This window comes from Roseobacter ponti (assembly GCF_012932215.1).
Classification (GTDB): domain Bacteria; phylum Pseudomonadota; class Alphaproteobacteria; order Rhodobacterales; family Rhodobacteraceae; genus Roseobacter; species Roseobacter ponti.
Genome location: NZ_CP048788.1, coordinates 2,422,002 through 2,445,747 on the forward strand (window position 1 = coordinate 2,422,002; position 23,746 = coordinate 2,445,747).

The window sequence follows — 23,746 nt, forward strand, 5'->3', positions numbered from 1 at the left end:
CAGGTGCAGGATGACGGCAAAAAGTGCATACTTTGTGACCGCCACAGGCCTGAACGAACCTGAGTGTCTAAAAATTTAAGCTAAGGCTCCGCTCTGCAGGTCGCGCGACAGTTGCAGAACAATCGTTGCCGCATCCGCAGCGGGGCCCGGGCCTTTTTCCAGTCCGGCGAGCATCAGTTTATCGCTGGCCGCGCTCAGTTCATCCCACCAGGCTTTCGCATCGGCATCTTCGGGCTCTGCGTCAGCTGCAAGTTCACTCAGCTCTTCAGACAACTCTGAAAAGACGCCAGTAAGAGCGTCGGGATTCTGCATCGCCACGCCGGTATGCAGATCTGCAATAGTGCGTGCAGCCTCTGCGATGACTTCGCGCACGACGGTAGTTCCCGCAGGTCTTTCGGATGACCGCGAATGCGCCCCGGCCGGCACAGCACTTTCATCATGACCGCATCGCCCGAGATACAGGTAAGCACTGTCCAGATCAGCCTGCCGTCCTGAAGACACCAGATTTTGAATGGCATACGACAGAGCGCTGACACCGCTGGCTGACAACTGCCCGTCGCTCACCGGATCGCCCCTCCTGATCCGGTTGGCGATTGAAAGTGGTGCGACGGGGAAAAAGTTGTGAAACTCCTCCCGCGCGACATCTCCGAGCGCAGCCACACGCGCAGCAAGTAACCCGTCGCGTGCCAGAACATCCGCGCGGGGCAGCACAAGAAAACTGTGATCTTTCAGGTGATCGGGGACCGGCGCCCAGACGTCCCGCTCGGCCTGAGCAAAAGTCGCCGTGCACCATATGACGATATCGGCTTGATCAAGCGCTGCGCGCTGCACTGCCGGGTCGTTGTTATCGCACAGGTCTGTCAGCTGCATGTCTTTCAGGAACCCGGTCGATTGCAGGGTTACCTGCGATCCTGTCGTCCCAGAATCTTCGTGCTGAAAAACTCTCGTCCCCGTGAGCATTTCCGGGAGTGCATTCGCGCCCACAAGCACATCGCAAAGGGTGGATTTTCCCACACCTGGCGGACCGGTGATGACAACCCGGACACCCGTTGCCAGGCGAGAAAGTAGCGCATGGCCTGTGTCACGGGACGCGTCGCTCAGGGATGCGTCGTCGACGGCGGCACGAAGCCGCTGCAGAACCAGTGCAGTTTCCGGTTCAGCCGACACAGCGCATGCTCTGCTGTTCCCCACCCGCCTCGGCCGGCATAATCTGCGCTGTGGTCCCCGCGCCTTCCAGCCGCACGAGCGAGAATGAAACATTATCAAGATCCGGATCATCCAGAGCGCAGACTTTCTCCATCAGCCGGTCAGCCAGTTCCGCACTCCGGATCCGGGGGGCATCGTCCAGCACCGCTGATATCTGATCTTCCGACAGAAACTGCAGCCCGTCGCTGGCCACGATGACGATATCTCCCGCCATCAGCTCGAGCGGCGCGGAAGGGCAATCGATCTGCGGGACCTGCTCGCCGAACAGGACCGATGTCAGCGTGTTCCGGTCCGGGTGATGTTTCGCCTCTTCGGCGTCCAGCAGTCCGGTCTGCACCATAAAATCGATCTGAGGTGCAAGGGAATGATCCTCATTGAGCTGCCGTAACGTACCGTTGCGATAAAGATAAAGCGGCGAATCACCAATTGAGATCCAGTAGAGGTTCCGGTTGATGATAGCGGTTGCGACGAGCGTTGCACCCATGCCGCGGGTTTCCGGAAAAGCACGCACATGTTCGCGCAGACAGGCATTCGCAGCCATGGCCGCATCGTGCAGGCTGGAGGCGATATTGGTTTCAAACGCCTTCGGATCGCAACTTTGAAACATCAGTTCGCTGAAGACTTCAGTGACCACAATCTTACTGGCGACGTCGCCGGCGGCATGCCCGCCCATCCCGTCGGCCAGCACAGCCAGACCGACATCGGCGCCGCGGGAGTAATCGGAAATCACCGCGTCTTCCTGATAATTGCGCGCCCCTTTGCTGAGCGCGCAGACTGCGTCGAAATCAAACCGCAGCGTCATTGCCGGTGTCCACTGCATCCCATTTGAAATCTGACCCGCAGAGCGCCACAAAGCGCAGTGTGGTCTCTCCGATCCGGATCAGATCCGCGTGCTGCAACTCTTCTGTGCTCAGCACCGGGCGGGCATTGCGCCTTATGATGTTCGATTTGCCGCCGTGTCCGATATAGAACTTATTCTGCTCGTCGTCATAGGCGATGGCGGCATGGTTCTGGCGCGATATCGAGTTATCGCCGAAATCTAGCCGGATCACCTGATCCTCGCCACGTCCGATCATCGAAGCCCCGGTGAAAATGCTGAAGGAATGCCCGACGCCAGGGCCTTCGACGACAACAAGCCAGCCCACGGGAAATTTCTCCTGCTGTTGAGATGCAGTCGCCTCCAGCGCGCCGCCGATCGGGTCTGCATGATCTGCGCCGCCACGGTTAAAGCCGAGCAACCTGGTCTTGACGCGGCCCGCCCGGCGACCGGCACGGCCTGCAGCCGGCGCAGAGAGACCCGCATCGGTCCCGGCAGGTGCCTCACCGGTTGCTGCAGGACCACCCTGCCCGCCCAGTGCGGTCAGCTGGTCTCGGGCAAAGGCGGACAGGTCAATTTCTTCTTCATGTGCGGCCTCCGGCGCCACCGCATCAGTGGCAGCCACGTCTGCAGGCTCGGGCAATGATGATGTATCTGCGTCACTGGCGGGCGGCGTATCACGCAGGCCCCCGACAGCAGTCTCCGGGGGCAATGCGACAGGGTCGCTCTCTGTTTCTGACTGCGCATCAAACTCGCCCGCACCCGTGTCCCCGGTCAGATCATCCCGGGTGTCGAGGGCGCCAACCTCCGGCATAAAAGGCGTCGCTGCGGGAGTATTCGGCTCATACTCAGCGGTCTTGTCGCGCGCAGCCGCCAGAATGCCCTCAACGAGGGCATTGCCGGTCTCTTCATCCCCGGGCAACACAAACTCGCTCTCGTCCGGTGCACCCTGCGCATCGTCACAGACGTCCCCGTCAGACTCCTCCGTGGCCGCTGCTTCGACGGGGTCCTCAGGCGCCTCATCGTCATGCTCATATCCCGCCTCCTCGTCCTCAGCGAACTCCGCGGCGTCCGGCAGTGCCTCAACCTGATCAGACAGAACAAACGGATCGGGTCGTTCGCCCTCTTCCGCCCCGGAGGCCTCAAGCAGGGCATCACGCAGCGCGTCTTCGTCCGGGGTATCTGCCGGGCGGGCCTGGTTCTGAAAAACTTTCCTGAAAAGTGTCATTGATCTGCCTTTCTGATTTGCCTGCGTACGCACGCAACGTGCACCGCCTGAACCGCTGAGAGCGTCGGACAACACGGACACTGGTGCACCCTCACCCCCCAATACCCCTGGATATCTCAACATTTGCTTTATCGGGTTCATTCCACGTGCGGAATTCTTCGCCGAGACGCACGATCGGATCGACCGTGGCTGCCTGCACCTGCTCGTATTTCAGCGCCGTCTGCCCGTAAAAGAAGTAGGCAAAGAAGATTACCGGGACCGTCGTCATGCGCCGCATGCTGATCCGGAAGGGCAGTTTGCGCCTTTTGGGTTCCTGACGCATACGCTGCGTGGCGGCCACGATGCGGGCATAGGGTGTCTCGCGTGGCGCGGGCTCATCATCCGCAAAGCCATCGTATTCGTCCGCAGACCAGGTCAGGTCTTCGACCACTGCCTTTGGTGCCGGTTTGTCACGCGTCGGCGTGCTGTCACGTGGCTGCGCAGTTGCCGGCGCGGCATCAGCCACGCCCGTGGCGGTCTCCTGCAGATCACGGTTGACCGATTTCACCAGGTTCATCACCGTAAGATCGATCGTCTTATCGTCCATCGCGCGCGCGCGCGCCCTCTCTGCACGTTTGCTGTGATCGATCATCAGAGTCCATTCCTCGGCGGACTGGATCCGGGCGGCGGGCACGATGTTCATCGCCTTGTCGATGGCCGCGAGAAAGGCGTCTTCATAGTCCGGGAAGCGGCCCCGCAAAGGTTCATAAAGATCGGGCTGATTGCCTGCCAGAGCCGCGAGCCGCGCCTGGCTGTTGGGGGGGGCCTGCCCGGAAATCAGATGGGACAGCGTGGCGGCAAGCGCATAAAGATCGCTGCTCGGGCTCTGCTGGCTGCCCGCGACGTAAAATTCCTGTGGCGAATACCCGTCCTTGACCACAAGGACCTGTGACAACACCCGGCTTTTGCGGCTGGCCTCCTCGCGGGCGGCACCGAAATCGATCAGCACGGGGCGGCCGCTTTTGTCCACCAGGATGTTATCAGGCGAGATATCGCGGTGCAGCAGATCCTGAGCATGCACATGGCCGATGGCATCAAGCAGCGCCAGCGCCATACGGTAGACCTCACCGGGTGAAAAGCTGACGGTGTCGTTTTCAATCAGGTCGAGCAGATCACGCCCGTCCACCAGATCGAGCGCCATATAGGCGGTCTCATTGTCCTCGAACACCTGATGCACGCCGACGACGCTCGAATGATCCAGTCGGGAGAGCGCATGCGCCTCGCGGATAAACAGCGCCACGATGGATTTGAAATCATCGGAGTAATTGCGCGTGCGGGCGCGCACGGTCTTGTTGACACGGCTGCAGAAAGCTTCGGGGAAACACTCTTTGATCACAACGGTCCGGTTGAGGCTGTCGCGGGCAAGATAGGTGATGCCGAATCCGCCGCTCGACAGGTACTGTAATATCTCATACTGCCCGCTCAGCAGCTTACTGCCGGGCGGCAGCGCCTCGCTGTAGATGTCGTCCGGCAGTTCTGTGTCCTCGTGGCTCATCACGGCTCCGGGTGTCCCCTTGTTCCCTTCGCACGACCCTGTCACCGGCAGAAAACCGGACCGGTCGCGCAGAGTGAGGATGGCGGGAAAGCTGTGACGAAATCATGGCGTATCAGAGCAAGATGCGTGCCGCGTTTTTACCATTTAATCAGCATTTTAGGCACTCTACATGACAAAAGGCCCGGTGCCTTGCAGGACCGGACCTTTTGATCGTGATTTCACGGTTGTAGAGTTCAGAGGCTGATACGCGTGGCCTTGCCCTGTTTTTCTGCCTGCTCTGCGGCCACGGAAGCCACCGCAAGGTCCTGCAGGCCCACCCCTGTGCCATCAAAGAGCGTGATCTGATCGTCGCTGCTGCGCCCCGGATGATCGCCGTTGATCACAGCGCCAACCGGGGTGATGTCGTCTTCGGATATCAGGCCGGATCCCACCGCGTGCTGCGCCTCGCCGATGCTGACAGATTGCGCAATTTCATCGGTAAACACAGTTGCCGCGGCAAGAAGCTCAGGATCGACCTCCTGCTTGCCTTTGGTATCCGTGCCCATACAGGCGATATGCGTGCCGGGTTTGATCCAGCTTTTCATCAGCAGCGGCTCAAAGGCAGAGGTAATCGTGATGATCACATCAGCCTGCGCGCCGAGTTCTTCCTGGGTTACTGCCTCAAACTCAAGGCCCAGTTCTTTAGCCACTTCCCCCAGACGCGGCAGCATTTCCGGATGCGGGTTCCAGGCCACGACCTTTTCGAAATCGCGCTGTTCCACGGCGGCGCGCAGCTGAAATGCTGACTGATGCCCCGCGCCCACCATGCCAAGCACCTTTGCATCCCTGCGCGCCAGATGGGCGATCGACACAGAGGAAGACGCCGCCGTGCGCACCGCGGTCAGGTAGTTACCGCCGACCAGTGCCTGCAGCATGCCGGTGTCGGGATCAAAGAGGAAAATCGTGGACTGGTGATTGGTCAGCCCCTTTTCCATGTTGCCCGGCCAGTAGCCACCGGATTTCAGACCAAGCGTCTTGCCGGCCTTGTCGAAACCCGATTTGAACCCGTAGAGCGCATCGGCATATCCGATGGCCTCGCGGATGACCGGAAAGTTGTAGGCATCGCCTTTTGCCATAGCACCAAATACGGCTTCCACAGCTTTGAAGGCATCTGCGCTGTTCACAACCTCAGCGCACACGTCTTCTCCCACGATCAGTAATCCATCGGTCATCGGGTCTTCCTGTCTTTGTATTAATAATGGCTGCGCCCGGATGCTTGCCGGGCGCAGTGTCATCCGGGCTCTCGCGTGGCGGGCTCAGTAGGCCTTGCCGCGCGCGGAAACGGGCCAGAGTGTTTCCACCTTGCCGCCCCGTACGCCCACGTACCAGTCGTGCACGTTGCAGGTGGGGTCACAGTGGCCCGGCACCAGCTTGAGCTTGTCATTGACTTTCAGCACGGCATCCGGGTCCGCGACTACGCCGTGCTCGTCCGAGCATTTGACGTATTTCACGTCATCGCGGCCAAAAATCGTCGGCAGACCACTGTCCACGGACTGCGCTTTGAGACCGGCATCCACAATGGCCTTGTCGGCTTTGGCGTGGCTCATGACCGAGGTCAGAATAAAGAGCGCGTTTTCCCACTCGCCTTCGTCGATCCGGTTGCCGTCTTTGTCCAGGATCCGGCCGTAATCGGCATCCATGAAGGCATAAGAGCCACACTGCAGCTCGTTATAGACGTTGGAGTTGCTCTCGAAATAATACGACCCGGTGCCGCCACCGCCGACGATGTCGCATTCCAGCCCTTCGGCTTTCAGCGTATCAACCGCGTCCTGCACCATATCGATGGCGATCTGGGTCTTGCTTTTGCGCTCCTCATAGGAGTCCAGATGCTGCATCGCGCCCTGATAGGCCTGGATGCCGGCAAACTTCAGTCCGGGGGCCGCGTCGATGGCTTTGGCAAGCTCGACAACCTTCGGCGTGGTGGTCACACCACAGCGCCCGGCGCCGCAGTCGATTTCCACGAGGCACTCGATTTCCGTGCCATGACGCTGCGCAGCCTCAGAAAGGTCCGCCACGTTGTCCAGCATATCGACACAGCAGATCGTGCGCGCACCCAGTTTGGGCATGCGCGCGAGGCGGTCGATCTTTTCAGGCTGTGTCACCTGGTTGGAGACCAGCACGTCTTTGATGCCGCCACGGGCGAACACCTCTGCCTCGGAAACCTTCTGGCAGCACACACCGACGGAGCCGCCGAGTTTTTCCTGAAGCAGGGCCACATCAACAGATTTGTGCATCTTACCGTGCACGCGGTGACGCATGCCGTGGCTTTTCGCGTAATCGCCCATCTTTTTGATGTTGCGCTCCAGCGCGTCGAGGTCGAGCACCAGGCAGGGTGTCTGGATCTCGGATTCGTCCATGCCGATCGCTGCCGGAATGTCGTAGCCAACCTCATAGTCTTCAAAGTTTACTTGCTTGTTCATGTCTCTCTCCTCAGCCCTTCATCCAGGGCAGTTTATTCAGATCAACGTTTCCGCCGGTGATGACAACACCCACGCGCCTGCCCCGGAAAACCTCCGGATTGCGCAGGATGGCGGCCATCGGAACGGCACAACTCGGTTCCATGACGATTTTCATCCGCTCCCAGGTCAGTTTCATCGCGTCGATGATTTCCTGCTCGGAGGCGGTGAGAACGTCCGTAACGAAATGCGATACAAAGTGCCACGTGTTCTCTTTGAGCGGCACTTTCAACCCGTCAGCGATCGTATCAGGCGCGTCATCGGCAATAATGTGGCCTGCCCGGAAAGAGCGGGCCGCGTCATCTGCCTGATCGGGTTCAGCGGCATAAATCTCCATCTTCGGCGCCAGATTAGACAGCGTGAGGCAGGTGCCCGAAATCATCCCGCCGCCCCCGATGGGCGCGATCACGGCGTCCATATTATCGATCTGGCTCAGCATCTCCAGAGAGCACGTCGCCTGACCGCAGATCACGCGCGGATCATTGTAGGGATGCACAAACTCTGCGCCGGTGGCTTCCTGCACTTCTGCGAAGACTGCCTCCCGGCTGGTCGTCGAAGGCTCGCATTCCGTGATGATACCGCCATACCCGCGCACGGCAGCTTTTTTCGCTTCGGGCGCTGTGCGCGGCATAACCACATGACAGGGGATGCCCCGCCGCCCGGCGGCATAACTCAGCGACAGCGCGTGGTTGCCGGAAGAATGTGTCGCCACACCTTTTTCCGCCATCTCGTCGCTCAGGCCGAACACCGCATTCGAAGCGCCGCGCACTTTAAAGGCGCCGGCCTTCTGAAAGTTCTCGCACTTAAAGAAAAGGTCGGCCCCGGTGAGCTCATTGAAATACGAAGACGTCAGGATCGGCGTCTCGTGGATGTAAGGTTTGATGCGTGCGTGGGCTTCGCGCACATCATCGATGTTCAGATCGGCTATGGTTTTCTGATCCAGCATGATCCCCCCTCAGGCTGCGGATTTAACGGATGCGCTGTTTCCGGCGCGCAGGTATTCCTGTGCAGCCGCAACACCGCTGCCCAGTTCAACCCCGTAGTCAAGGTCGGCCATCGCCATTTCGATCGTGGCCAGCCCCGACAGCACCATGACATCTGTCAGGCTGCCCAGGTGACCGATCCGGAAGGCCCTGCCGTTCATCTCACCCAGACCGATGCCAAAGGAGACACCGTACTGGTTAAATGCCTGATCCGTGAGCGCGTTGCTGTCGAAACCGTCGGGCACGTAAATGGCGCTGACCGTATCAGAATAAAGATCAGGTGATTTTGCGACAAGTTCAAGCCCCCATGCGCCGACGGCACGGCGCACTCCTTCAGCCAGCCTGTGATGGCGGGCATAAACGTTATCCAGCCCCTCTTCAAAAAGCATCTTCAGGCTTTCGCGCATGCCGTAGATCAGCTGCAACGGTGGTGTGTACGGGAACCCGCCCGAGGCATTTGCTCCCATCATATCACGGAAATCAAAGAAGGTGCGCGGCAGCTTTGCGGTCTGCATCGCGTCGAGCGCTTTGGGGCTGACGCCAAGGATCGCCATGCCGGTGGCCAGCATGAATCCCTTCTGAGAACCGGAAACCGCAATATCCACGCCCCAGGCATCCATCTCAAACGGCATCGAAGCCAGCGAACTCACACAATCCACAAACAGCATTGCAGGATGGCTGGCGGCATCCATCGCTGCCCGCACGGCTGCTATATCCGATTTTACACCGGTTGCCGTTTCGTTGTGGGTGACCAGAACAGCTTTGATCTCATGACCGCTGTCGGCACTCAGAGCGGATTCGAACCGGTCGGCCGGCGCGCCTGCGCCCCAGGGGCACTCGATGATCTGCACATCGAGGCCGTGGCGCTCACACAGATCAATCCAGCGGTGACTGAACATGCCGTAGCGCGCCACCAGAACCTTATCGCCCGGGCTCAGCGTGTTGCAGACGGCGGCCTCCCACCCCCCTGTGCCGCTGGCCGGGAATGTAATGACCGTGCCCGCAGTTGTACCAAAGACTTTTTTGGTGTCTTCAAGCACCGGTGCAAAGGTTTCAACGAAATCCGGTGCCCGGTGATCGCGCGTCTGGATGTGCATCGCATTGCGCAGACGGTCAGGAATGTTAGTGGGGCCGGGAATAAAGAGCGGGTTTTGGTCAGACATATGCGCCTCCTCCAGAGTTTCGCTGCTGACATTACAGGATAGCTCTGCGATAGCAATTTTCTCGAAAACGTTTTTCAATTTTTAGTTTTCTAATTCAAGATACTGTATTAATGAGCTTTTTTGTTTTTCAAAAAATATTTCCAAAAAAATATTGAAATTGTTTTTCATTACTGAAATAAGGATGGGGCAATCAGGAGTTTCCGATGACAACTCAGAAACGACAGCGCGGCAGGCCCAGATCCCAGTTCCGCGAAAGCTCCGCCGGCACGCTGCAGTCCCTTGACCGCGCGCTTGGCCTTCTGGTGGCGGTGTCGCGCTCTGAACGCGCGACACTCACGGATCTGTCGCTGTCGATGGGTGTGCCCACCGCCACCACGCACCGCATTCTTACGACCCTGCAGAAACATGGGTTCGTCACTTTTGACGAAGACCGGCAGGACTGGATCATCGGGATTGAAGCCTACCGCATCGGTATGTCCTTTATGAACCGCACCAACCTGACCGAGGTCAGCCGCCCCGTCATGCGCAGCCTGATGGAAAAGACCGGTGAGACCGCAAATCTCGCGATCCCGGATGGCGGTGAGGTGGTTTTCGTGGGTCAGGTTGAAACGCTCAACCCGATCCGCGCTTTCTTCGCGCGCGGGACCCGCACATCCATGCATGCCTCAGGCACCGGCAAGGCGATTCTGGCCGCCCTGCCCGAGGACAGAATGCGCAAGATACTCATGGCCTCCGGGCTCACGGCATTTACCGACAACACGCTTGTTACGCCTGCGGAATTCTTTGCCGATCTGGAAAAGACCCGGGCCCGCGGATGGTCTTATGACCGCGAGGAGCGGTATCTGGGCATGTCCTGCATCGGCAGCGTCATTTATGACGAGCATCAGGAGCCTTGTGGCGGCGTTTCTATCTCGGGCCCGAGTACAAGGTTTGACGATCTGCGGGTGCCGGAACTGGGTGCGACCGTCGCGGAAGCAGCGGCAGAGATCACCTTTCTCATCGGGGGGCGTGCGCCCGCCGGACTTCTGACACGCGAGGCGGGAGAATAGCCCCGTCCCGACTTCATTCAGTGGCCATCAGGGGGGCCGATCAACACAGGAGGAACCCATAAATTTCCGGTAAGTCCGTCATGGAGGTGACTGATTTTCATGAAAAAACGCTAATTTTCTACTTTGCGTTGAAATGAACCGGGTATTTTGTAAAATGACGTCTTGTCGCAGGCAGCAGGTCCGCTAGATTGCAGGCCTGGAAGCTGGAGGAGAGTTTTCTGCACTGCCCGCATCACGGGCTTAGCTGCGTGCCAACCGGCGAGACATCCTGAAACTTTCTTTAACGGGTCGAGAGACCACAACGACCGGGCTCAGGCCCATTTCCTTGGGAGGAAATATGACAAATAAAGTAAACCGCAGAAAATTCCTGCGCGGCTCTGCCGTTGCGGGTGCCGCAGCACTTGCCACTCCGGCGATTGCAGACGGTCACGGTACGACACTTAAGATGCAGGCGGCCTGGGGCGGCGGTATCTTCCTTGAGAACGCGCAGTCCTTTGCGGCACGCGTCAACGAGATGTCCGGCGGCTCGCTGACCATCGAAGTTCTTTCGGTGGACGCGGTTGTCAAAACCAGCCAGATGCAGGACGCGGTACACCGCGGCGTTCTCGATGCGGCACACTATGTGCCGGCCTACTGGTACGGTAAATCCAAGGCGGCCTCGCTCTTCGGCACAGGCCCCTGCTTTGGCTGGTCGAGCCAGGAAGTTCTGGGCTGGGTCAACGCCGGCGGTGGTCAGGAGCTCTTTGATGAGCTGATGGACACCCTGCGCCTGAACGTTGTCTCGTTCTTCAACTCCCCGATGCCCGCACAGCCTCTGGGCTGGTTCCAGGAGCAGATCACAGACGCCTCTCAGATGAACGGCCTGAAGTACCGGACCGTTGGTCTGGCTGCAGACGTTCTGCTTGAAATGGGCATGTCCGTGGTCCAGCTGCCCGGTGGTGAAATCCAGCCGGCGATGAAATCCGGCCTGATCGACGCGGCGGAGTTCAACAACCCAACCTCCGACCGTGACTTTGGTATGCAGGACGTGTCCAAGCACTACCACCTCGCCTCTTATCACCAGTCTCAGGAGTTCTTTGAGGTCACGATCAACAAGGACAAGTTCAACGCACTGGCCGATGAGCACAAAGCGATCATCAAAAACGCATCCATGGCGGAAAACTCCGGCTTCTACTGGGGCAACACCAAGCGTTATTCCGACGACCTGATCAAACTGCAGGAAGCGGACGGCGTGAACGTGTACCGGACACCGGACAGCGTTCTGGCCGCCCAGCTGGAAGCCTGGGACAAGGTCACAGCACGGATCGCAGAGGACGACCCGTTCTTTGCGAAGGTGATGGACTCACAGAAGGCCTATGCCAAAGACGTGATGAACTACCTGAACCTGAACCAGCCCGACTATAAGCTGGCGTATAACCACTACTTCAGCTGATCGGTTCAGTTCTTTTATAAATGTCCGGGCGCCCCAGCGGCGCCCGGATCAACAAAGCGGGCCGCGAAGCACCGCGGGATCTGTGACAGGGGGAAGCAGACCACATGAAACTTGTACACTCCATTGAGGGCCTGAGCCTCTGGGTCGGACGCGCCTTTGGCTGGTGCATCCTTATTCTGACCCTGTCGGTCTCCTATGAGGTTTTCGTGCGCTACGTGCTGAATGCACCGACCGTCTGGGCCTTTGACATGATGATCCAGATGTATGGCGCGCTTTTCCTGATGTGCGGCGCTTACGCGCTTGCCCAGGACACCCATGTGCGGGCCGACGTCATCTACCGGCTGCTGCCGGTGAAAGTGCAGGCCGGCCTCGACTTCCTGCTCTATTTCCTCTTTTTCTTTCCGGGCATTCTGGCGCTCGTCTGGTACGGCTACGAGATCGCCTCGGACAGCTGGCGCTATAAAGAAGTCAGCTTCAACAGCCCCGCAAGTATCCAGATTTACTTCTTCAAATCTCTGATCCCGGTCGCCGGCGCGCTGCTGCTGATCCAGGGGTTTGCAGAGCTGATCCGCTGCGTGATCGCGTTTCGCACCGGCGCATGGCCTGAACGTCTGGCCGACGTCAAAGAGACCGAAGACCTTCTTGCCGACGCGGCCATGGGGGATGCACCTGTGCCGATCCCCGGACAGGGCCACATCAACCGCAAGACCAACTCCTGATCCCAGCTGACAGCCGAAAGATAATAAAATGACAAATCCCGAAGTTGCCCTGTTGATGCTGGGCCTGTTCATCGTGCTGGTGCTGCTGGGTTTCCCGATCGCCTTCACGCTGCTCGCGATGGGTGTGGCCTTTGGTTACTACGCCTACCATCAGGGCGGGCCGGTCGAGACCTTCAGCGATATTTTCAACAACAATATCTTCTATCTGCTGAACCAGAACACCTATTCGGTGATGGAGAACCCGACGCTCGTCGCCATCCCGCTGTTTCTGTTCATGGGGTACGTGGTCGAACGCGCCAATATCGTCGATAAGCTCTTCTTTTCGCTCTATATGGCCGCGCGCAATCTGCCGGGCTCTCTGGCCATTGCCGCTCTGCTGACCTGTGCGGTTTTCTCCACCGCCTCAGGCATCGTGGGCGCGGTTGTGACGCTGATGGGCCTGCTGGCCTTCCCCGCCATGGCCAATGCCAACTACAACAAAAGTTTTGCCTCCGGTGTGATCTGTGCGGGTGGTACGCTCGGCATTCTGATCCCGCCGTCGATCATGCTGATTGTTTATTCGGCGATTGCGGATCTCTCGCCCCTGCGGCTTTACGCGGCGGCGGTGTTCCCGGGGCTGCTGCTGGCCGGTCTCTACATCGTCTATGTGATTGTGCGCGTCTGGATCACCCCGTCGCTGGCCCCCAAGCCACAGCTTGATGATGTTCCGCCTCCGCGCGAAATCTACTGGAACCTGCTGGTGAGCTTCGTGCCGCTGACCGTGCTGATCGCGCTGGTGCTTGGCTCTATTCTCGGCGGTCTGGCGACCCCTGCGGAAGCAGCCGCGATGGGCGCCCTGGGCGGTATGGTGCTCGCTGTGCTCTACCGGTCGATGACCTGGACGAAGCTGAAGGAAAGTGTGTTCCTCACCGCCAAAGCCACCGCGATGGTCTGCTGGCTGTTTGTCGGCTCCTGGACCTTTGCATCGGTCTTTTCCTACCTCGGCGGCCATGACATCATCGCTGACTGGGTTGGCGGAATGGATCTTGAGCCATGGGAGTTCCTCGTCCTCGCACAGATCATTATCTTCCTGCTGGGCTGGCCGCTGGAATGGTCGGAGATCCTGATCATCTTCGTGCCGATCTTTCTGCCGCTGCTAGAAGTATTCGGGGTGAACCCCTACTTCTTCGCGATGCTCGTCGCCCTGAACCTGCAGACCTCGTTCCTGACGCCCCCTATGGCCATGTCGGCCTACTACCTGAAGGGCGTTCTCAAGAAACAGATCGAGCTCATGGAGATTTTCAAAGGCATCATGCCTTATCTGGGCATCGTGATCCTGACCATGGTGCTGATGTATCAGTTCCCCGGTATTGCTCTGTGGTTCCCTGACTTCCTCTTCGGGCCCTACATCCCGTGAAGATCAAACCACACTCTCTGAGTGCGCAGGAGGCGGCAGCTTTTATCGCCTCCGGCAGGCTGAAGTCCGTACAGCTGGTGCAGTCGTGCCTTGACCGCATCGCTGAGACGGATGATGCGATCCATGCCTGGGCACATCTTGATGCGGATGCAGCCCTCGCACAGGCTGCCGAATGCGACCGGATCCGCCAGAAGGGTCTCGCGACCGGTCCCTTGCACGGTGTGCCGGTGGGTCTGAAAGACATCATCGACACGCGCGATATGCCCACTCAGCGGGGCACAAAGATATTTGAAGGCCGCCGGCCCGATGAAGATGCCCGCGTGGTCGAGATGCTGCGCGAAGCAGGTGCAGTTATCATGGGCAAGACGGTTACGACTGAGCTTGCCTTTGTACACGCCAATGAGACGCGCAACCCGCACAACCCTGAGCATTCGCCCGGCGGCTCGTCAAGCGGATCGGCAGCGGCCGTTGCTGCAGGACAGATCCCGCTCGCGATCGGTACTCAGACCAACGGCTCGGTGATCCGGCCTGCGTCTTTCTGCGGGACCTTCGGGTTCAAGCCGACCCGCGGGATGATCCCGCGCACGGGCGTTCTGCAGACCTCCGTATCACTTGATCAGCTGGGCACTTTCGGGCGTACGCTGGGCGATGTGGCGCTGCTGGCAGATGTGATCTCCGGCTATGACCAGCGCGATCCTGAAAGCTTTGCACGCGCCCGGCCTGATACGGTCGCAGGTGCAGCGGCAGAGGCTCCGGTGGAGCCTGCCTTTGCCTGGTTCAACCTGCCCTTTTATGACCGCCTGTCGGAGGCCACCCGCGAGGGGCTCGAGGGGGTTATGGATATTCTCGGGGATGCGCGCGTCGAGCGCATGGATCCGGCAGATCAGCTTGGCGAGCTTGTGGCCGTGCAGGCCCGCATCCACGAATACGAAATCTGCCAGCACCTCTCAGAGACCTTTGACGCGCATTGGGACGACCTGAGCGAGACGCTGAAACCGGTGCTGACCCGGGGCCGGCAGATATCGGTGGATGAGTACCAGGACGCCCTGGCGGTGAAAAAATCCGCACAGAGCTTCTTTGCGGACTTCTTTACGGATTATGATGCCATCATCGCCCCCGCCGCGGCGGGCGAGGCCCCGAAATTCGGGGAGGGCACAGGAGACCCGATCTTCTGTACGCTCTGGACCCTCGCGGGTCTGCCGTCAGTGACGATGCCCATGCTGGTGGGTGACACCGGGCTGCCCATCGGCGTGCAGCTGATCGGCGCTGTAGAAAAAGATGACCGCCTGCTGCGTACCGCGCACTGGCTGCAGAAACACATCGCGGCCGAAGCCGCCTGACGAAAGGAAAAACCGATGTCTTATGGTGTAAAACTGTTGATGGGCTTTATCGGAACCGCCCTTCTGTGCCTGTTTGTCGGGGGCCTCTCGGAGAGTATCTCATCCGGATTTGCCGGGTTCTCAGGCGGCCTGCCCTTTATGGTCATCGCGATCATCGTCTGCGGAATGGCGATCTATGACTTCTGGGACGAATGTGTGCGCAAGAAGAAGTAACCATGGCCGATAAACCCCGTCTCTGGATCACCCGCCGCCTGTCCGATGCCACGCTTGAACGAGCGCAACGCGACTATGACACCGTCATCAACCATGAGGACACGCCCGGCACGGCGCAGGATCTGATTGCCGCCAGTGCCGAATTCGATGCGATCATCCCCTGCCATTCCGAGCATTTCAGCGCAGAGGTTGCCGCACAGCTTGATCCGCGGCTAAAGATCATCGCCAATCATTCCGTCGGCGTCGATCACTGTGACCTGCCCGCCCTTGAGGCACGCGGCATCACGGTGACGAATACGCCTGATGTGCTGTCGGATGCCACAGCCGAGCTTGCCATGCTGCTGATGCTGGGGGCTGCGCGTAACGCAGTCGCGGGAGACCGGATCGTGCGCACCGGCGCCTGGGATTTCTGGTCGCCTTCCTTCATGGTCGGCAAGCAGGTCACGGGCGCGCGTCTCGGGATCATCGGCATGGGCCGTGTGGGCCGCGCATTTGCCGCCAAGGCGCGTGGCTTTGATATGGACATCCATTACTACAACCGTTCGGAGCTTTCGACGGAAGCGGCTCAGGGCGCGACCTATCACAGCACGGTCGAAAGCCTGCTGGGCGTTGCGGACTTTCTGTCGCTGCACTGCCCTGCCACGCCTGAGACCACCGGACTGATGAATGCAGAGCGCTTTGCCCTGCTGCCGGACGGGGCGGTGATGGTAAACTCCGCCCGCGGCGCGCTGGTGGATGAGGCGGCACTGACAGCAGCGCTCGACAGCGGCAAGCTGGCAGCGGCCGGGCTCGACTGTTTTCAGACAGAGCCAGGCGGCAACCCGGCCTTGGCGAAGTATGACAACATCTTCATGCTGCCCCACATCGGCAGCGCCACGACCCGCACGCGCGATGCGATGGGCTTCCGGGCGCTCGACAATCTGGACGCTTTTTTTGCAGGAAAGACGCCGGGCGACAAACTGGTCTGACGGCCCCTCCCCCGGAATTTAAAACGGCGCCCCGATAAGGCGCCGTTTTTTTTTCAGACGGGTCGTGCGGCTCAGCTGTCGTCGAGACGCACAGCCCCGCCGGTGCCCCGCTCCTGCGCGGAAAAGCCGATCTCATCAAGGATCAGGTCTGCGGCCACTGCAATCACCGCAAGCGAGACAAAGGCCAGAAGCATCACTTTCATGCGGTGCCCGCCTTTTTGATCTTCGACTGTTCAACTTCTTCTACCCAGAGGCTGTGGTGCTCGCGCGCCCATTGCAGCTCAACATCGCCGGAGCCCATCGCGTCATAGGCGCCTTCCATACCGACCGACCCGATGTAGATATGCGCAAGGATGATGCCCATCAGCACAAAGCTGACGATGGCGTGCCAGAGCTGCGAAAGCTGCATCTCTTCATGCGGCGCCAGATCCGTGCGCAGTTCGGCAAAGCCGAGCATCTGCGGCAGACCCAGCGCATTCACCTTCTCAAAGGTGGCCGCAAACATCGGAAGCTCAAACGGAAAAAGCAGCGCCAGACCGGAGGCGGAAATCGATGCGCCCAGCACGATCACCGACCAGAAAATCAGCTTCTGTCCTGCGTTGAACTTTTTGGCCGGCGGGTGACCGCCGCCAAAAATGCCGCCGCCTTTGAGCAGCCATTTGACGTCCGTGCGGTCGGGCAGGTTGTGAACAACCCAGAGCACAAAGACGAGCACAAGGGCGACCATAAAGGCCCATGAGACGTTGTTATGTATCCATTTGCAGGCCACCGCGACCGTGGCAAAAGCCTCGTGACCGAATGTCGGGATCAGCACCTTGCGCCCGGCAAGCGTGATAATCCCCGTGATCCCCAGCAGGATGAAAGACCCGGCCAGAAGCCAGTGTGAAAACCGCTCAAATGCTTTGAACCGCACGATGGTCGTGCCGGTCTTTTCACCATCGATGCGGATCCGGCCACGGATCAGATAGAATATCGCCAGCAGCACGAGCGTCACACCGAGAAACCCGGTGCCGTATTTCAGCAGCGGTCCCTCGCGGAACAGGAGCCAGCGCATGCCGCCGTCCTGGATCAGCACCGAGGCTGCCGGACCGCGCACCTGGGTGGTGATGTCCGCCTGGTCAAAGCGCAGGGCCCGCCAGAGATCAGGGTCAGAGGCCCCGCCCCGCGTGCCGAGCTGGTCGGTGGACATCTGCCCAGCCGCAGGATCACCGGTGTTGCCACTTCGGAAGCTGTTGTCGACCTTGAGGCCCTGCTGGCGGGCCATGATGTCTTCGAGGGTCTGCGCGCCACCGGTTTTTGACCGGTCCGGTGCAGGCGCTGCCTCCTGGGCTGCCGCACTCAGAGCGCAGAAGCAGGAAAGAAGGAGCGCGAAGATGATACGAAACATGCGTATATCCTGTTTATGTAATAACGGGGCGGCACATAAGCGCCGCCCCTGATCAGGTCATGACTGTCGGGAAGCTGAAAAATCAGCCGCCTTTCTGATCGTAGGCAGTGCCCCAGCCCCAGGCGCCCGAGCCGAAGCCACGGGCAACCACACGCTCGCGGTAGATGTTGGCGACAACGTCACCATCACCGGCCAGCAGCGCTTTGGTGGCGCACATTTCCGCACAGATGGGCAGTTTGCCTTCTGCGATCCGGTTACGGCCGTATTTGGAGAATTCCGCTGTGGAATTGTTCTCCTCCGGGCCTCCGGCACAGAAAGTGCACTTGTCCATCTTGCCCCGGCTGCCGAAGTTCCCCGCCTGGGGGAACTGAGGCGCACCGAAGGGGCATGCGTAAAAGCAGTACCCGCACCCGATGCAGAGGTCTTTGGAGTGCAGCACGACACCTTCTTCGTTCTGGTAGAAGCAATCCACCGGGCAGACGGCCATACAGGGCGCGTCTGAACAGTGCATGCAGGCGACCGAGATCGACCGCTCACCTGGTTTGCCGTCATTGATCGTGACAACTTTCCGGCGGTTGATCCCCCAGGGCACCTCGTGCTCGTTTTTACAGGCTGTGACGCAGGCGTTGCATTCAATGCAGCGTTCAGCATCTACGAGAAATTTTGCTCTTGCGGCCATTGATATAACCTCCCTTATGCTGCCCAGATTTTGCAGAGAGTGGCTTTGGTCTCCTGCATCTGGGTCACACTGTCATAGCCATAGGTCTGTGCGGTGTTGGTGGATTCACCAAGCACGTAAGGATCGGCACCGTCGGGGTATTTGTCCCGAAGGTCCACGCCCTCCATGTGACCACCGAAGTGGAACGGCATGAAGGCCACGCCGCTTTCGACCCGTTCGGTGACCATGGCCATCACTTTGACCTTGCCGCCTTCGGGGCCTTCCACCCAGACCTGCTCGCCGTCACGGATACCAAGGTTGTTGGCATCGCGCGGGTTCACTTCGACGAACATGTCCTGCTGCAGCTCAGCAAGCCACGGGTTGGACCGTGTCTCATCTCCGCCGCCTTCATATTCGACCAGTCGCCCGGAGGTCAGAATGATCGGATAATCAGCCGAGAAGTCCTTGTCCTGAATGGACTTGTACATCGTCGGCACACGCCAGAACTTCTTGTCTTCGTAAGTCGGATAGTCTGCCACGAGATCGCGCCGGTTGGTATAGAGCGGCTCGCGGTGAACCGGTACCGGATCGGGGAAGGTCCAGACGACCGCGCGGGCTTTGGCGTTCCCGAAGGGCGCACAGCCATGCTTGATCGCAACGCGCTGGATACCGCCCGAAAGGTCGGTTTTCCAGTTCACGCCACCCACCTTGGCGGAATAATCCGACGGCAGTTCACCCTGCTGGGATGTCTCGCCCACCTCTTCCGCACCGGGGCGGCTGGAGGAGAAACCTGAGACATATTCGATCATGCTGCGCTCGTAGGGCGTCAGATCTCCGTCCCAGCCCAGATCGATCAGCATCTGCATGGTAAACTCAGGGTAGCCGTCCTGGATTTCCGAACCGGGGTTGGAGACCCCTTCCGCCAGCAGATTGTCACCGTCCCGCTCAACGCCGAAACGCGCACGGAACGTCAGACCGCCATCCGCCACCGGCAGTGACATGTCGTAAAGGTTTGCCGTGCCGGGGTGGTTCATCTCGGGCGTGCCCCATGCAGGCCAGGGCATACCGTAGTAATCCCCGTCAGCCGGACCACCGTTCGCCCGCAGTGTCGTGCGGTCAAAGGTGTGCTGGTTCTCCATGTGCATGCGCAGACGCTCAGGCGACTGACCGGTATAACCGATGGTCCACATGCCGCGGTTGAACTCGCGGGTGATGTCTTCGATCAGCGGCTCCTCACCGTTCACTTCGATATTGCGGAAGATCTGGTCTGCAAAACCGAACTTGGTCGCGAACTTATGCATGATCGTGTGATCGGGCAGCGATTCAAAGAGCGGCTCGACGACTTTTTCACGCCACTGGAGCGACCGGTTCGACGCGGTCACAGACCCGTAGGTCTCGAACTGCGTACAGGCCGGCAGCAGATAGACACCGTCTTCACGGTCCTGCATGACGGCAGAGACGGTCGGATAGGGATCAACTACGACAAGCATGTCGAGCTTTTCCATCGCCGTTTTCATCTCTTTCATCCGGGTCTGCGAGTTCGGCGCATGCCCCCAGAGCACCATCGCCCGGGTGTTGTCGGGCTGATCGAGGTTCTCTTTGTCCTCAAGCACACCGTCGATCCAGCGGCTGACCGGAATACCGGTGAGGTTCATCATCTTGGAGTCGCCGAATGACTCGTCCGAGAAACGCCCCTTGAGCCAGTCGAGATCTTCTTCCCAGACGCGTGCCCAGTGAGCCCATGAGCCCTCAGAAAGGCCATAATAGCCCGGCAGCGTGTCTGCGAGAACGCCGAGGTCCGTGGCACCCTGAACGTTGTCGTGGCCGCGGAAGATGTTGGTGCCGCCACCGGCGGTTCCCATGTTGCCCAGAGCAAGCTGCAGCACACAGTAGGCACGCGTGTTGTTGTTGCCGTTGGTGTGCTGTGTGCCGCCCATGCACCAGATGACGGTGCCGGGACGGTTGTTGGCCAGGGTGCGGGCCACGCGCTTGAGCTGGCTGCCGGGCGCGCCGGTGACGCGCTCAACCTCTTCGGGGTTCCAGCGGGCGACCTCTTCCTTGATCTGGTCCATGCCCCAGACACGGGTCCGGATGAACTCTTTGTCCTCCCAGCCGTTCTCGAAGATGTGCCACAGGATACCCCAGACGAGAGCGACATCAGAGCCCGGACGGAAACGGACATATTCATCCGCGTGCGCCGCGGTGCGCGTGAAGCGCGGGTCGCAGACGATAAAGGGCGCGTTGTTCTGCTCTTTGGCTTTGAGCATGTGCAGCAGCGACACCGGATGCGCTTCTGCAGGATTGCCACCGATGAGGAACATCGCCTTGGAATTGTGGATGTCGTTGTAGCTGTTGGTCATGGCGCCGTAGCCCCATGTGTTTGCCACACCGGCAACCGTAGTGGAGTGACAGATCCGCGCCTGGTGGTCGACGTTATTGGTCCCCCAGTAAGCGGCGAATTTGCGGAAGAGATAGGCCTGTTCGTTGTTATGCTTGGCCGAGCCGAGCCAGTAGACCGAATCCGGTCCGCTCTCTTCGCGGATTTTCATCATGCCGTCGCCGATCTCGTTGATCGCCTCGTCCCAGCTGATGCGTTTCCACTCTCCGCCTTCTTTCTTCATCGGATACTTCAGACGACGCTCACCGTGGGCATGCTCGCGGACGGCCGCACCCTTGGCGCAGTGCGCACCGAGATTGAACGGGCTGTCCCAGCCGGGCTCCTGCCCTGTCCAGACGCCGTTTGAAACCTCTGCGATGACGCTGCAGCCGACCGAGCAGTGCGTACAGACGGATTTGACCGTCTCGACAGCACCGTTAACGGCCGATTGCGCCGAGGCCTGCGTGACCGATCCGCCGGTTGCGGAGATCGCCGCGAGGCCACCGATTGCGAGACCCGAGCCGCGCAGAAAGGCGCGACGGTCTACTGATTTTGTGGCCACTTCCGTGAGGATATTGGTGCGTCCTGCACGCTGGCCGACCGAACTGGTCTTTTTCCTGAGCATATTTTCCTCCTCTGCCGTGCAGGACGCCCGGGTCCTGCGCAGTCGTTAATGCCCCCGCGGGGCGGGGTATTCTAGAAACGGGTGCTGTCGAGATAGGCGCGGGTGTGCGCCGTATCCTGCATGCGATCAGATGTGGGGTCCGCGGGAGCGGCCTCAGCCGCCGTTCCGCCTGCTGCAACTACAGCCACTGCCGCGGGTGCCGCCGTGCCTGCCAGTTTGAGAAAATCGCGGCGATTGGTGTCGCCCTCTGGTTTCTTTGTCATCTCTCTAGTCTCCCTTCAGTCTGTGGTTGGGCGGCGTCCCGCCCGGTCTGCGCAGATCAGCCTGCTGTCATTCGGTATGCTTCGCGTTCGATGGCCATGAACTCACGACCCACCGCGCCGACGGAGCCGTAGAACACGGAGTTCTTCGCCCCTTCGAGATCGGTGTAGAAATGGGCGGCCCAGGGGGCGATGTGGTTGTTGAAAAAGGTCCGCTGCTGGTCGAGCGTTGCCGCCCGCCCGAAGCGCCCGACGATCATCCCGCCCATGATCTCCATCAGCGAGGCCATGCTGTCTTCGGGCTCGAAAACGTTGTCTGCGCGGGTGATCTGATGCGCAGCCATGTCGCGACGCAGGCGTGCCAGCGGTTTTTCGTTGAGAAACCCGGTCAGATAATAGCTGGCATAGGGCAGAAGCTCGCCGCGCCCCAGTCCGATGAAAAGTGCATTAAATTCGCGCTCTACCGCTTTGGGTTTACTGGCTTTTGCCACGCGTGCCAGCCCGGATACGGCTTCACCCAGCGGGCTCGCGTCGCCGCTCAGACCCGCAGTCTGGTCAAGCAGAAGCTGATCAGCCGGACGCGCCAGAAGCAGGCCGAGAAAATTGTAAAGATCCGCGCGCAGGCGGTCTTCGGCGCTGACGCTTTTTTCCTGAACCTGAGCAGTCATGCTTCGGCCTCCGAAAAACTGAAACGCATCCGGCGCGGCCGGGCCTCTGCGGCATCCCCGACGGGGTCCTCGTCACCTGCCTCAGCCGTTGCGCTGCCATCCTGATCCTGCGCTGTCATTGCCGCATGTACCGGCTCTGCTGTCTCACCGGTCATGACAGGGTGCTCTGCTGCGGTCTCCGCGACCTCAACCTCAGCTTCCGCCGCCTCTTTTGCCCGCTCAACCTCGACGATATGGGCCAGCATACCTTTGCCCACCTGATAGGCGGTCTTCACCGGCCCCTGCGACAGGGCAGCGGCGCGGAAATCGTCGTCATAATCGTTCAGTCCGTCCACACAGGCCAGCACCGGATTGCTGCGCCAGAGCTTTCGCAAAGCAAGGCGGCGCAGATGCTCCGGCACCTGCCGGCTCATAAAGGCGGAAAAATCATCTCCCGCCGCCATCTCCTCCGGGTCAGGCAGGCCAAGCTCCTCGAGGATTTCTGCGTCGTTTTTACCGGCGAGCCGGTCTTCCTGTGCCTCCTGAAGCGCTGCGGCCTCAGCGGCCCCCTGTTCGGCTTCCGCCTCGGCGGCAACAGCGGCTTTGCGGCGCGCCCAGAATGTGGCGTGGCGGCTCATCCGGACACCTGCCCCGAGCGCCGGGGCGCCCGGTAAACATCTGTTGTCTGAGAAATCCGCGCGTCACCGATGCCGTCTTCTTTCAGGTCGGTCCGGGATTTGTTACGGCGGCGCTTCACAAAGGGCTCTTCAACGTGATGGGCCTGTACGAAATCACGCACCCACCCGATGAGTGCCGGCGGCATCGCCACCTTTTCGACGACCTCTTCAGCGGAATCGCAGTAATCCTGCGCCTCATAAGGTGACATTGTGATCTGCACGACCTCAAAAGGCACATCGGTGCGGTCCACCGGTTTGCGCAGAACGACATAGACCGACGGGCAGGCAGCACCAAGCTCATGCGCGTAGGCCTCGGTATCGGAAACATAGAGCCAGACATCACGGGTGGCGGCGTGGAATTCGGTCACGTCCCCGTCGCGGCGCAGCTCCCGCCAGTCAGCGGCGGCAGCGCCCGGCAGAACGCCCGTCGCTTTCCATGCCCACTTTGCCCAGCGTGTCACGCCCGGCGTCCGGCGCATGACGACGCCGACCGGCAATGACTGTGCATCTGGAAAGGTTATGCCCAAGACGGCTCCCGAAGCTTTTCTTTTTGTTGTTCTCTCCAGATTATC

23 protein-coding genes are annotated in these 23,746 nt (G+C 59.9%); 7 read left to right on the plus strand and 16 right to left on the minus strand.

Features of this window, described 5'->3' with window-relative positions:
• Positions 1–75: 75 nt before the first annotated feature.
• The 8 genes from G3256_RS11520 to bhcA form a co-directional block, all read right to left on the minus strand.
• Positions 76–870 carry a hypothetical protein gene (locus G3256_RS11520; protein ID WP_169640956.1) on the minus strand — a complete coding sequence of 265 codons (795 nt, stop codon included), beginning with the start codon at positions 868–870 and terminating at the stop codon, positions 76–78.
• A 286-nt stretch (positions 871–1,156) separates the two neighbouring features.
• On the minus strand, positions 1,157–2,008 hold the full coding sequence (locus G3256_RS11525) for a PP2C family protein-serine/threonine phosphatase (protein WP_169640957.1): 852 nt from the start codon (positions 2,006–2,008) through the stop codon (positions 1,157–1,159).
• The gene (locus G3256_RS11530; RefSeq protein ID WP_246227563.1) at positions 1,992–3,251 is read right to left on the minus strand and encodes an FHA domain-containing protein; all 1,260 of its coding nucleotides are present in this window, start codon (positions 3,249–3,251) and stop codon (positions 1,992–1,994) included. The genes G3256_RS11525 and G3256_RS11530 overlap by 17 nt, the downstream gene beginning before the upstream one ends.
• Positions 3,252–3,342: 91 nt before the next feature.
• Positions 3,343–4,785: a serine/threonine-protein kinase gene (locus tag G3256_RS11535; protein WP_169640958.1), complete on the minus strand. Its 1,443-nt coding sequence runs from the start codon at positions 4,783–4,785 to the stop codon at positions 3,343–3,345.
• A gap of 233 nt (positions 4,786–5,018) precedes the next feature.
• On the minus strand, positions 5,019–5,996 hold the full coding sequence (gene bhcD, locus G3256_RS11540; RefSeq protein ID WP_169640959.1) for an iminosuccinate reductase BhcD: 978 nt from the start codon (positions 5,994–5,996) through the stop codon (positions 5,019–5,021).
• A gap of 84 nt (positions 5,997–6,080) precedes the next feature.
• Positions 6,081–7,244, minus strand: a complete 1,164-nt coding sequence (gene bhcC, locus G3256_RS11545) for a 3-hydroxy-D-aspartate aldolase BhcC (RefSeq protein ID WP_169640960.1) — start codon at positions 7,242–7,244, stop codon at positions 6,081–6,083.
• Positions 7,245–7,254: 10 nt separating this feature from the next.
• A complete protein-coding gene (bhcB, locus tag G3256_RS11550) occupies positions 7,255–8,226 on the minus strand; it encodes a beta-hydroxyaspartate dehydratase BhcB (protein WP_169640961.1) in 972 nt (323 codons plus the stop codon).
• Between the two features lie 9 nt (positions 8,227–8,235).
• Positions 8,236–9,426, minus strand: coding sequence for an L-aspartate--glyoxylate aminotransferase BhcA (gene bhcA, locus G3256_RS11555; RefSeq protein ID WP_169640962.1), 1,191 nt, complete (start codon positions 9,424–9,426; stop codon positions 8,236–8,238).
• Between the two features lie 203 nt (positions 9,427–9,629).
• Here bhcA and G3256_RS11560 point away from each other — a divergent pair, with 203 nt between their 5' ends.
• The 7 genes from G3256_RS11560 to G3256_RS11590 all read left to right on the plus strand — a co-directional run bounded on the left by G3256_RS11560 (position 9,630) and on the right by G3256_RS11590 (position 16,543).
• On the plus strand, positions 9,630–10,475 hold the full coding sequence (locus G3256_RS11560; protein ID WP_169640963.1) for an IclR family transcriptional regulator: 846 nt from the start codon (positions 9,630–9,632) through the stop codon (positions 10,473–10,475).
• Between the two features lie 337 nt (positions 10,476–10,812).
• Complete coding sequence (locus G3256_RS11565) at positions 10,813–11,907, plus strand: TRAP transporter substrate-binding protein (RefSeq protein WP_169640964.1); 1,095 nt, start codon at positions 10,813–10,815, stop codon at positions 11,905–11,907.
• A gap of 104 nt (positions 11,908–12,011) precedes the next feature.
• Positions 12,012–12,626, plus strand: a complete 615-nt coding sequence (locus G3256_RS11570; protein ID WP_246227566.1) for a TRAP transporter small permease subunit — start codon at positions 12,012–12,014, stop codon at positions 12,624–12,626.
• Between the two features lie 28 nt (positions 12,627–12,654).
• Positions 12,655–14,022, plus strand: coding sequence for a TRAP transporter large permease (locus G3256_RS11575; protein WP_169640965.1), 1,368 nt, complete (start codon positions 12,655–12,657; stop codon positions 14,020–14,022).
• Positions 14,019–15,362, plus strand: coding sequence for an amidase (locus G3256_RS11580; protein ID WP_169640966.1), 1,344 nt, complete (start codon positions 14,019–14,021; stop codon positions 15,360–15,362). The genes G3256_RS11575 and G3256_RS11580 overlap by 4 nt, the downstream gene beginning before the upstream one ends.
• Positions 15,363–15,377: 15 nt before the next feature.
• Positions 15,378–15,575: a hypothetical protein gene (locus G3256_RS11585; protein ID WP_169640967.1), complete on the plus strand. Its 198-nt coding sequence runs from the start codon at positions 15,378–15,380 to the stop codon at positions 15,573–15,575.
• A gap of 2 nt (positions 15,576–15,577) precedes the next feature.
• The gene (locus tag G3256_RS11590) at positions 15,578–16,543 is read left to right on the plus strand and encodes a 2-hydroxyacid dehydrogenase (protein ID WP_169640968.1); all 966 of its coding nucleotides are present in this window, start codon (positions 15,578–15,580) and stop codon (positions 16,541–16,543) included.
• A gap of 71 nt (positions 16,544–16,614) precedes the next feature.
• On the opposite strand, the gene G3256_RS19325 is transcribed toward G3256_RS11590, so the two are convergent.
• The 8 genes from G3256_RS19325 to G3256_RS11625 all read right to left on the minus strand — a co-directional run bounded on the left by G3256_RS19325 (position 16,615) and on the right by G3256_RS11625 (position 23,671).
• Positions 16,615–16,746, minus strand: a complete 132-nt coding sequence (locus G3256_RS19325) for a hypothetical protein (RefSeq protein ID WP_281359586.1) — start codon at positions 16,744–16,746, stop codon at positions 16,615–16,617.
• The gene (locus G3256_RS11595) at positions 16,743–17,930 is read right to left on the minus strand and encodes a formate dehydrogenase subunit gamma (protein ID WP_169640969.1); all 1,188 of its coding nucleotides are present in this window, start codon (positions 17,928–17,930) and stop codon (positions 16,743–16,745) included. The genes G3256_RS19325 and G3256_RS11595 overlap by 4 nt, the downstream gene beginning before the upstream one ends.
• A gap of 82 nt (positions 17,931–18,012) precedes the next feature.
• Positions 18,013–18,609, minus strand: a complete 597-nt coding sequence (fdh3B, locus tag G3256_RS11600) for a formate dehydrogenase FDH3 subunit beta (protein WP_169640970.1) — start codon at positions 18,607–18,609, stop codon at positions 18,013–18,015.
• Positions 18,610–18,623: 14 nt separating this feature from the next.
• Positions 18,624–21,590 carry a formate dehydrogenase subunit alpha gene (locus G3256_RS11605; protein WP_169640971.1) on the minus strand — a complete coding sequence of 989 codons (2,967 nt, stop codon included), beginning with the start codon at positions 21,588–21,590 and terminating at the stop codon, positions 18,624–18,626.
• A 71-nt stretch (positions 21,591–21,661) separates the two neighbouring features.
• Entirely contained in the window at positions 21,662–21,853 is a 192-nt protein-coding gene (locus G3256_RS11610) for a twin-arginine translocation pathway signal protein (RefSeq protein WP_169640972.1), read from the minus strand.
• Positions 21,854–21,909: 56 nt separating this feature from the next.
• Positions 21,910–22,518: a TorD/DmsD family molecular chaperone gene (locus tag G3256_RS11615; RefSeq protein ID WP_169640973.1), complete on the minus strand. Its 609-nt coding sequence runs from the start codon at positions 22,516–22,518 to the stop codon at positions 21,910–21,912.
• Entirely contained in the window at positions 22,515–23,135 is a 621-nt protein-coding gene (locus G3256_RS11620) for a DUF3306 domain-containing protein (protein WP_169640974.1), read from the minus strand. Before G3256_RS11620 ends, G3256_RS11615 begins: the two co-directional genes overlap by 4 nt.
• A complete protein-coding gene (locus tag G3256_RS11625; RefSeq protein WP_281359604.1) occupies positions 23,132–23,671 on the minus strand; it encodes a DUF3305 domain-containing protein in 540 nt (179 codons plus the stop codon). The genes G3256_RS11620 and G3256_RS11625 overlap by 4 nt, the downstream gene beginning before the upstream one ends.
• Between the last annotated feature and the right edge of the window lie 75 nt (positions 23,672–23,746).

Bases quoted from the DNA above. Each gene is read 5' to 3' on its own strand.
- G3256_RS11530 (WP_246227563.1), bottom strand. From the start codon at position 3,251: ATGACACTTTTCAGGAAAGTTTTTCAGAACCAGGCCCGCCCGGCAGAT.
- G3256_RS11585 (WP_169640967.1), top strand. From the start codon at position 15,378: ATGTCTTATGGTGTAAAACTGTTGATGGGCTTTATCGGAACCGCCCTT.
- G3256_RS11605 (WP_169640971.1), bottom strand. From the start codon at position 21,590: ATGCTCAGGAAAAAGACCAGTTCGGTCGGCCAGCGTGCAGGACGCACC.
- bhcA (WP_169640962.1), bottom strand. From the start codon at position 9,426: ATGTCTGACCAAAACCCGCTCTTTATTCCCGGCCCCACTAACATTCCT.
- bhcB (WP_169640961.1), bottom strand. From the start codon at position 8,226: ATGCTGGATCAGAAAACCATAGCCGATCTGAACATCGATGATGTGCGC.
- bhcC (WP_169640960.1), bottom strand. From the start codon at position 7,244: ATGAACAAGCAAGTAAACTTTGAAGACTATGAGGTTGGCTACGACATT.
- G3256_RS11535 (WP_169640958.1), bottom strand. From the start codon at position 4,785: ATGAGCCACGAGGACACAGAACTGCCGGACGACATCTACAGCGAGGCG.
- G3256_RS11520 (WP_169640956.1), bottom strand. From the start codon at position 870: ATGCAGCTGACAGACCTGTGCGATAACAACGACCCGGCAGTGCAGCGC.
- G3256_RS19325 (WP_281359586.1), bottom strand. From the start codon at position 16,746: ATGAAAGTGATGCTTCTGGCCTTTGTCTCGCTTGCGGTGATTGCAGTG.
- G3256_RS11570 (WP_246227566.1), top strand. From the start codon at position 12,012: ATGAAACTTGTACACTCCATTGAGGGCCTGAGCCTCTGGGTCGGACGC.
- G3256_RS11620 (WP_169640974.1), bottom strand. From the start codon at position 23,135: ATGAGCCGCCACGCCACATTCTGGGCGCGCCGCAAAGCCGCTGTTGCC.
- G3256_RS11615 (WP_169640973.1), bottom strand. From the start codon at position 22,518: ATGACTGCTCAGGTTCAGGAAAAAAGCGTCAGCGCCGAAGACCGCCTG.
- G3256_RS11610 (WP_169640972.1), bottom strand. From the start codon at position 21,853: ATGACAAAGAAACCAGAGGGCGACACCAATCGCCGCGATTTTCTCAAA.
- G3256_RS11575 (WP_169640965.1), top strand. From the start codon at position 12,655: ATGACAAATCCCGAAGTTGCCCTGTTGATGCTGGGCCTGTTCATCGTG.
- G3256_RS11525 (WP_169640957.1), bottom strand. From the start codon at position 2,008: ATGACGCTGCGGTTTGATTTCGACGCAGTCTGCGCGCTCAGCAAAGGG.
- fdh3B (WP_169640970.1), bottom strand. From the start codon at position 18,609: ATGGCCGCAAGAGCAAAATTTCTCGTAGATGCTGAACGCTGCATTGAA.
- G3256_RS11590 (WP_169640968.1), top strand. From the start codon at position 15,578: ATGGCCGATAAACCCCGTCTCTGGATCACCCGCCGCCTGTCCGATGCC.
- G3256_RS11565 (WP_169640964.1), top strand. From the start codon at position 10,813: ATGACAAATAAAGTAAACCGCAGAAAATTCCTGCGCGGCTCTGCCGTT.
- G3256_RS11595 (WP_169640969.1), bottom strand. From the start codon at position 17,930: ATGTTTCGTATCATCTTCGCGCTCCTTCTTTCCTGCTTCTGCGCTCTG.
- bhcD (WP_169640959.1), bottom strand. From the start codon at position 5,996: ATGACCGATGGATTACTGATCGTGGGAGAAGACGTGTGCGCTGAGGTT.
- G3256_RS11560 (WP_169640963.1), top strand. From the start codon at position 9,630: ATGACAACTCAGAAACGACAGCGCGGCAGGCCCAGATCCCAGTTCCGC.